The sequence below is a fragment of the Streptomyces albidochromogenes genome (assembly GCF_005981925.1).
Taxonomy (GTDB): domain Bacteria; phylum Actinomycetota; class Actinomycetes; order Streptomycetales; family Streptomycetaceae; genus Streptomyces; species Streptomyces albidochromogenes.
Map to the genome: position 1 here is coordinate 21865 of NZ_VBVX01000051.1, position 6778 is coordinate 28642.

General features: G+C 72.6%; 6 protein-coding genes. All 6 read left to right on the top strand.

The window, feature by feature from the left end:
- Positions 1–67 precede the first annotated feature (67 nt).
- A complete protein-coding gene (hpnE, locus tag E2E34_RS09895; RefSeq protein ID WP_138901531.1) occupies positions 68–1492 on the top strand; it encodes a hydroxysqualene dehydroxylase HpnE in 1425 nt (474 codons plus the stop codon).
- On the top strand, positions 1489–2583 hold the full coding sequence (locus tag E2E34_RS09900) for a polyprenyl synthetase family protein (RefSeq protein ID WP_208765194.1): 1095 nt from the start codon (positions 1489–1491) through the stop codon (positions 2581–2583). Before hpnE ends, E2E34_RS09900 begins: the two co-directional genes overlap by 4 nt.
- A gap of 121 nt (positions 2584–2704) precedes the next feature.
- The gene (gene shc / locus E2E34_RS09905) at positions 2705–4795 is read left to right on the top strand and encodes a squalene--hopene cyclase (protein WP_138901533.1); all 2091 of its coding nucleotides are present in this window, start codon (positions 2705–2707) and stop codon (positions 4793–4795) included.
- Positions 4795–5475, top strand: coding sequence for a phosphorylase family protein (locus E2E34_RS09910; RefSeq protein ID WP_138901534.1), 681 nt, complete (start codon positions 4795–4797; stop codon positions 5473–5475). Before shc ends, E2E34_RS09910 begins: the two co-directional genes overlap by 1 nt.
- 5 nt (positions 5476–5480) lie before the next feature.
- Complete coding sequence (gene hpnH / locus E2E34_RS09915; protein WP_138901535.1) at positions 5481–6503, top strand: adenosyl-hopene transferase HpnH; 1023 nt, start codon at positions 5481–5483, stop codon at positions 6501–6503.
- A gap of 4 nt (positions 6504–6507) precedes the next feature.
- Positions 6508–6778 (top strand): flavodoxin-dependent (E)-4-hydroxy-3-methylbut-2-enyl-diphosphate synthase (locus E2E34_RS09920; protein WP_167518259.1); only part of this gene is annotated, 271 nt, incomplete at its 3' end.

Genomic DNA, 6778 nt, shown 5'->3' on the forward strand with positions numbered 1-6778 from the left:
GCGGCGCGTCCCCGACTCCGACGGCCCGCCGTCCGCACACCGCCGGTGAGGCCCGAGGGGAGGGCGCATGACACGCGCCACCACAGACGCGCGGCCGGGCGTGCCGCGGCCCGCGGGCCGCGCGGCAGGCCACGCCGTCGTCGTCGGAGGCGGACTGGCCGGCGTCACGGCCGCCCTCCGGCTGGCCGACGCGGGAATGCGGGTGACGCTGCTCGAAGGGCGCCCGCGCCTGGGCGGCCTCGCCTTCTCCTTCCGTCGCGGCGACCTCACCGTCGACAACGGCCAGCACGTCTACCTGCGGTGCTGCACCGCCTACCGGTGGTTCCTCGACCGGGTGCGGGGCGCCGCGCTCGCACCGCTGCAGAGCCGGCTAGACGTCCCCGTGCTCGACGCCGGCCGGCCCGCGGGGCCCCGGCTCGGCCGGCTGCGCCGCACGGAGCTGCCCGTACCGCTGCACCTGGCCGCGAGCCTGGCGACGTATCCGCACCTGTCCCTCGCCGAACGCGCGAGCGTGGGGCGCGCCGCGCTCGCCCTCAAGAAGCTGGACCCGGCCGATCCCGCCCTGGACGGCGTGGACTTCGCGACCTGGCTCGGCCGCCACGGGCAGTCGCCGCGCGCCATCGAGGCGCTGTGGGACCTCGTCGGCGTCGCGACCCTCAACGCGACCGCGCCGCACGCCTCCCTCGGCCTCGCCGCGATGGTCTTCAAGACGGGCCTGCTGTCCGAGCCCGGCGCCGCCGACATCGGCTGGGCCCACGTCCCCCTCGGCGACCTGCACGACACGCTCGCCCGCGAGGCGCTGGACGCGGCGGGCGTGCGCACCGAACTGCGGACCCGGGCCGCCTCCGTCGCCCGGGCCGCGACCGGCGGCTGGGAGGTCGCGACACCGGACGAGGTGATCGCGGCCGACGCCGTCGTGCTCGCCGTACCCCAGGGCGAGACGCACGCCCTGCTGCCCGAGGGCGTCATCGACGACGCCGACCGGCTCCTGGACATCGGCACCGCGCCGATCCTCAACGTCCACGTCGTGTACGACCGCAAGGTGCTGCGCCGCCCCTTCTTCGCCGCGCTCGGCAGCCCCGTCCAGTGGGTCTTCGACCGTACGGAGTCCTCCGGACTGAAGAGCGGCGGCCAGTACCTCGCCGTCTCGCAGTCGGCGGCCCACGACGAGATCGACACGCCCGTGGCCGAGCTGCGCCGGCGCTATCTGCCCGAGCTGGAACGCCTGCTGCCCGCCGCGCGCGGCGCGGGCGTGCGCGACTTCTTCGTCACCCGGGAGCGTACAGCGACGTTCGCCCCCACCCCCGGCGTCGGACGGCTGCGCCCCGGCGCCCGTACGCACGCGCCCGGCCTGTACCTGGCCGGCGCGTGGACCGCCACCGGATGGCCCGCGACCATGGAGGGAGCTGTGCGCAGCGGCATCACCGCCGCCGGCGCGGCACTCTGCGAACTCGGCCGCGCCCACGAACATCCGTTGCAGGAGGCGGTATGAGCACTGGCATGGAAACAAGAGGAGAGCCTGTGACCCCGGCGAACACGGTCGACGACACCACGGTGGACATCGCCGCCCTTCTGGAGCGCGGCCGCACCCTGTCCACCCCGGTGCTGAAGGCCGCCGTGGAACGGCTCGCGCCGCCCATGGACACCGTCGCGGCGTACCACTTCGGGTGGATCGACGCCCAGGGGCGGCCCGCCGACGGCGACGGCGGCAAGGCGGTGCGGCCGGCGCTCGCCCTGCTGTCGGCCGAGGCGGCCGGCGCGGCGCCGGAGGTCGGCGTGCCCGGCGCCGTCGCCGTCGAACTCGTACACAACTTCTCCCTGCTCCACGACGACCTGATGGACGGCGACGAGCAGCGCAGGCACCGCGACACGGTGTGGAAGGTGCACGGGCCGGCGCAGGCGATCCTCGTCGGCGACGCGCTGTTCGCGCTGGCCAACGAACTCCTGCTGGAGATCGGCACCGTCGAGGCGGGACGCGCCACGCGCCGCCTCACCACCGCGACGCGCAAGCTGATCGACGGCCAGGCGCAGGACATCTCCTTCGAGCACCGCGAGCGGGTCACCGTCGAGGAGTGCCTGGAGATGGAGGGCAACAAGACGGGCGCGCTGCTGGCCTGCGCCGTGTCCATCGGCGCGGTGCTCGGCGGGGCGGACGACCGTACGGCCGACACGCTGGAGGCGTACGGCTACCACCTCGGCCTCGCCTTCCAGGCCGTCGACGACCTGCTCGGCATCTGGGGCGACCCGGACGCCACCGGCAAGCAGACCTGGAGCGACCTGCGCCAGCGCAAGAAGTCCCTGCCCGTCGTCGCGGCGTTGGCGGCCGGCGGACCGGCGTCCGAGCGGCTCGGCGAGCTGCTCGCCGCCGACGCCAAGAGCAACGACTTCGACACCTTCTCCGAGCAGGAGTTCGCCGCCAGGGCGGCCCTCATCGAGGAGGCGGGCGGCCGTGACTGGACGGCGCAGGAAGCCCGCAGGCAGCACGCCGTCGCCATCGAGGCGCTGAACGGCGTCGACATGCCCCCGCAGGTCCGCGCGCAGCTCACCGCGCTCGCGGACTTCGTCGTCGTACGAAAGAGATGATCAGCATCCGCCTCATATAACTCGCATGTCGCCGTCCGGTGCCGGGACCCGCCGTACATCCCGCACCGGTCGACGTCGGACCCCAGCACAGCAGATGACCAACTGCCACGAAGGGGAAACCATGACAGCGACGACCGACGGGAGCCCCGGGGCCATGAAGCCCCGCGCCGCCGCGGCCAGCGAATTTACCGACACCCACACCCTCCTCCACTCCCACACCGACCAGCACACCGGCGGCAGAGCGGGGAGCGCCGACGGCGCTCCGGTCGCCGCCGGCGTCCCGGCCGGTGCCCCCGCCGACGTCAGGGGCGCGGCGCGACGGGCCACGGACCGCGCGGTCGCGTACCTGCTCTCCCAGCAGGACGAACAGGGCTGGTGGAAGGGCGACCTCGAGACCAATGTGACCATGGACGCCGAGGACCTGCTGCTCCGTCAGTTCCTCGGCCTCCAGGACGAGAAGACCTTTCGGGCCGCCGCGCTCCACATCCGCGGGGAGCAGCGCGGCGACGGCACCTGGGCCACCTTCCACGGCGGCCCCGGGGACCTGTCCACCACCATCGAGGCGTACGTCGCGCTGCGGCTCGCCGGGGACCGGCCCGACGATCCGCACATGGAACGCGCCGCGGCCTGGATCAGGTCGCGCGGCGGCATCGCCGCGAGCCGCGTCTTCACCCGGATCTGGCTGGCGCTGTTCGGCTGGTGGAAGTGGGACGACCTGCCGGAGCTGCCGCCCGAGCTGATCTTCCTGCCGTCCTGGTTCCCGCTCAACATCTACGCGTTCGGCTGCTGGGCCCGGCAGACCATCGTGCCGCTGACCGTGGTCTCGGCGAAGCGGCCCGTGCGCCCGGCGCCGTTCGCCCTCGACGAGCTGCACACCGACCCCCGCGCGGTGAACCCCCGGCCCCGCCGTGCGGCGCCGACCAGCTGGGAGGGCGCGTTCCAGCGGCTCGACAAACTCCTGCACGTCTATCGCAAGGTCGCGCCGGCCGCGCTGCGGGGCGCGGCGATGAGGAGCGCGGCCCGCTGGATCGTCGAGCGGCAGGAGAACGACGGCTGCTGGGGCGGCATCCAGCCCCCGGCCGTGTACTCCCTGATCGCCCTGCACCTGCTCGGATACGACCTGGACCATCCGGTGATGCGCGCCGGCCTGGAATCGCTGGACCGGTTCGCGGTGTGGCGCGACGACGGCGCCCGCATGATCGAGGCGTGCCAGTCGCCGGTCTGGGACACCTGCCTCGCCACGGTGGCGCTCGCCGACGCGGGGGTACGGCCCGACGACCCGGCGCTGGTCAAGGCCGCCGACTGGATGATGCGCGAGCAGATCGTACGGCCCGGAGACTGGTCCGTACGCCGCCCCGGACTGGAGCCGGGCGGCTGGGCTTTCGAGTTCCACAACGACAACTACCCGGACATCGACGACACCGCCGAGGTCGTCCTGGCCCTGCGGCGCGTCGCGCACCCGGACCGCGCCCGGACGAAGGCCACCGTCGACCGCGCCGTCCGCTGGACCCTCGGCATGCAGTCGAAGGACGGCGGCTGGGCGGCCTTCGACGCCGACAACACCAGCGCCTTCCCCAACCGGCTGCCCTTCTGCGACTTCGGCGAGGTCATCGACCCGCCGTCCGCCGACGTCACCGCCCATGTGGTGGAGATGCTGGCCGTCGAAGGCCTGGCGCACCACCCGCGTGCCCGGCGCGGCATCGAGTGGCTGCTGGCCGGACAGGAGCCCAACGGCTCGTGGTTCGGGCGCTGGGGCGTCAACTACGTCTACGGGACGGGAGCGGTCGTACCCGCGCTGACGGCGGCCGGGCTGCCCACCTCCCATCCCGCCGTCCGCCGCGCCGTGACGTGGCTGGAATCCGTCCAGAACGACGACGGGGGCTGGGGCGAGGACCTGCGTTCGTACCGTGACGCCGGCTGGGCCGGGCGCGGGGTCTCGACCGCCTCGCAGACCGCCTGGGCGCTGCTCGCCCTGCTCGCGGCCGGGGAGCGGGACGCCAAGTCCGTCGAGCGCGCGGTCGCCTGGCTGGCGGCGACCCAGCGCGAGGACGGTTCCTGGGACGAGCCGCAGTTCACGGGGACCGGCTTCCCCTGGGACTTCTCCATCAACTACCACCTCTACCGGCAGGTGTTCCCCCTCACCGCGCTCGGGCGGTACGTCCACGGGGAGCCCGTCTTTCCCGGCCTGGGCACCACCCGGGAAGCGACCTGATGGGCCCGCCGGATCCGGCGGTTCCCGCCACCGGACCACCGCCGCCGGCGCGCCCCGCACCGCTGCTGATCGCCTGCGCGCTCGGCATCGAGCAGTTCGCGCTGCGCAGCGGGCACCGCAGGGACGCGCCGGAGTCCGTGACCGTACTGCGTACCGGCATGGGCCCCAAGGCGGCGGCCGCGGCCGTCAGGCAGGCGCTCGGCGAGGGAAGCCCCGTCCCGGACGCCGCCGTCATCGCGTCCGGATTCTGCGCGGGGCTGGTCCCCGGGATGCACCCCGGGGACCTGATCGTCGCCGACGAGACACGCGGGCCGCACGGCAGTTCGGTCTGTACGAGCGTGGAGCTGCTCGCGAAGGCGCTGGGGCGGGCCGCGCCCGGCCGCACCGTGCACACCGGCACCCTGCTGGGCTCCGACCACGTCGTCCGCGGCCCCGAGCGGGCCGAGCTGCGCACCACCGGGGCGATCGCGGTGGACATGGAGTCCGCCGCCACGCTCGGCAGCGCGCTGCGGGTGGGAGCGCGTCCTGTTGCGGCCGTACGGGTGGTAGTGGACGCTCCGGAGCACGAGCTGGTCCGCATTGGGACGCTTCGCGGGGGAATATCAGCCTTTCGTGTCCTCCGTGCCGTCCTACCGGCATTTTTTGAATGGCACCGTTCTTTGCTGCTCCCCAGGAGGTGAGCCAGATGGCCATGCCGCTCCGCCAGACCATCAGGGTCGGGACGTATCTCTTCGAACAGAAGCTCCGCAAGCGTGAGAAGTTCCCGCTCATCGTCGAGCTGGAACCGCTCTACGCCTGCAACCTCGCGTGCGAGGGCTGCGGCAAGATCCAGCACCCGGCGGGAGTCCTGAAGCAGCGCATGCCCGTGGCGCAGGCCGTGGGCGCGGTCATGGAGTCCGGCGCCCCGATGGTCTCCATCGCCGGCGGCGAGCCCCTGATGCACCCTCAGATCGACGAGATCGTGCGCCAGTTGGTGGCGAAGAAGAAGTACGTGTTCCTCTGCACCAACGCCATGCTGTTGCGCAAGAAGATCGAGAAGTTCACGCCGTCGCGGTACTTCGCCTTCGCCGTGCACATCGACGGGCTGCGGGAGCGGCACGACGAGTCGGTGGCGAAGGAAGGCGTCTTCGACGAGGCGGTCGAGGCGATCAAGGAGGCCAAGAGGCGCGGCTTCCGGGTCACCACCAATTCCACGTTCTTCAACACCGACACGCCGCAGACGATCATCGAGGTGCTCAACTACCTCAATGACGACCTGGAGGTGGACGAGATGATGATCTCGCCCGCCTACGCGTACGAGAAGGCTCCCGACCAGGAGCACTTCCTCGGCGTCGAACAGACCCGGGAACTGTTCAAGAAGGCATTCTCGGGCGGCAACCGGCGGCGCTGGCGGCTGAACCACTCGCCGCTCTTCCTGGACTTCCTGGAGGGCAAGGCGGACTTCCCGTGCACGGCGTGGGCGATCCCCAACTACTCGCTCTTCGGTTGGCAGCGTCCCTGCTACCTGATGAGCGACGGCTACGTCCCGACGTACCGCGAGCTCATCGAGGAGACCGACTGGAGCAAGTACGGGCGGGGCAAGGATCCGAGGTGCGCCAACTGCATGGCGCACTGCGGCTACGAGCCGACGGCCGTTCTCGCGACCATGGGCTCGCTCAAGGAGTCCCTGCGCGCGGTCCGCGAGACGGTCTCGGGAAGCCACGGGTGACGTCATGAGCGGTGCTGAGCCGGTGGCGCTGGGTCTTCCCGGGCTGCCGGCCCGGCCGTTGGCGGTGCGTCGCGTCTCGCGGCGTATCCAGGTCGGATCGGTGGCCGTCGGCGGGGACGCGCCTGTCTCGGTGCAGTCGATGACGACCACGAGGACGTCCGACGTCGGCGCGACGCTCCAGCAGATCGCGGAGCTGACGGCCTCGGGCTGCCAGATCGTACGGGTGGCCTGTCCCACCCAGGACGACGCGGACGCGCTGGCGACGATCGCGCGCA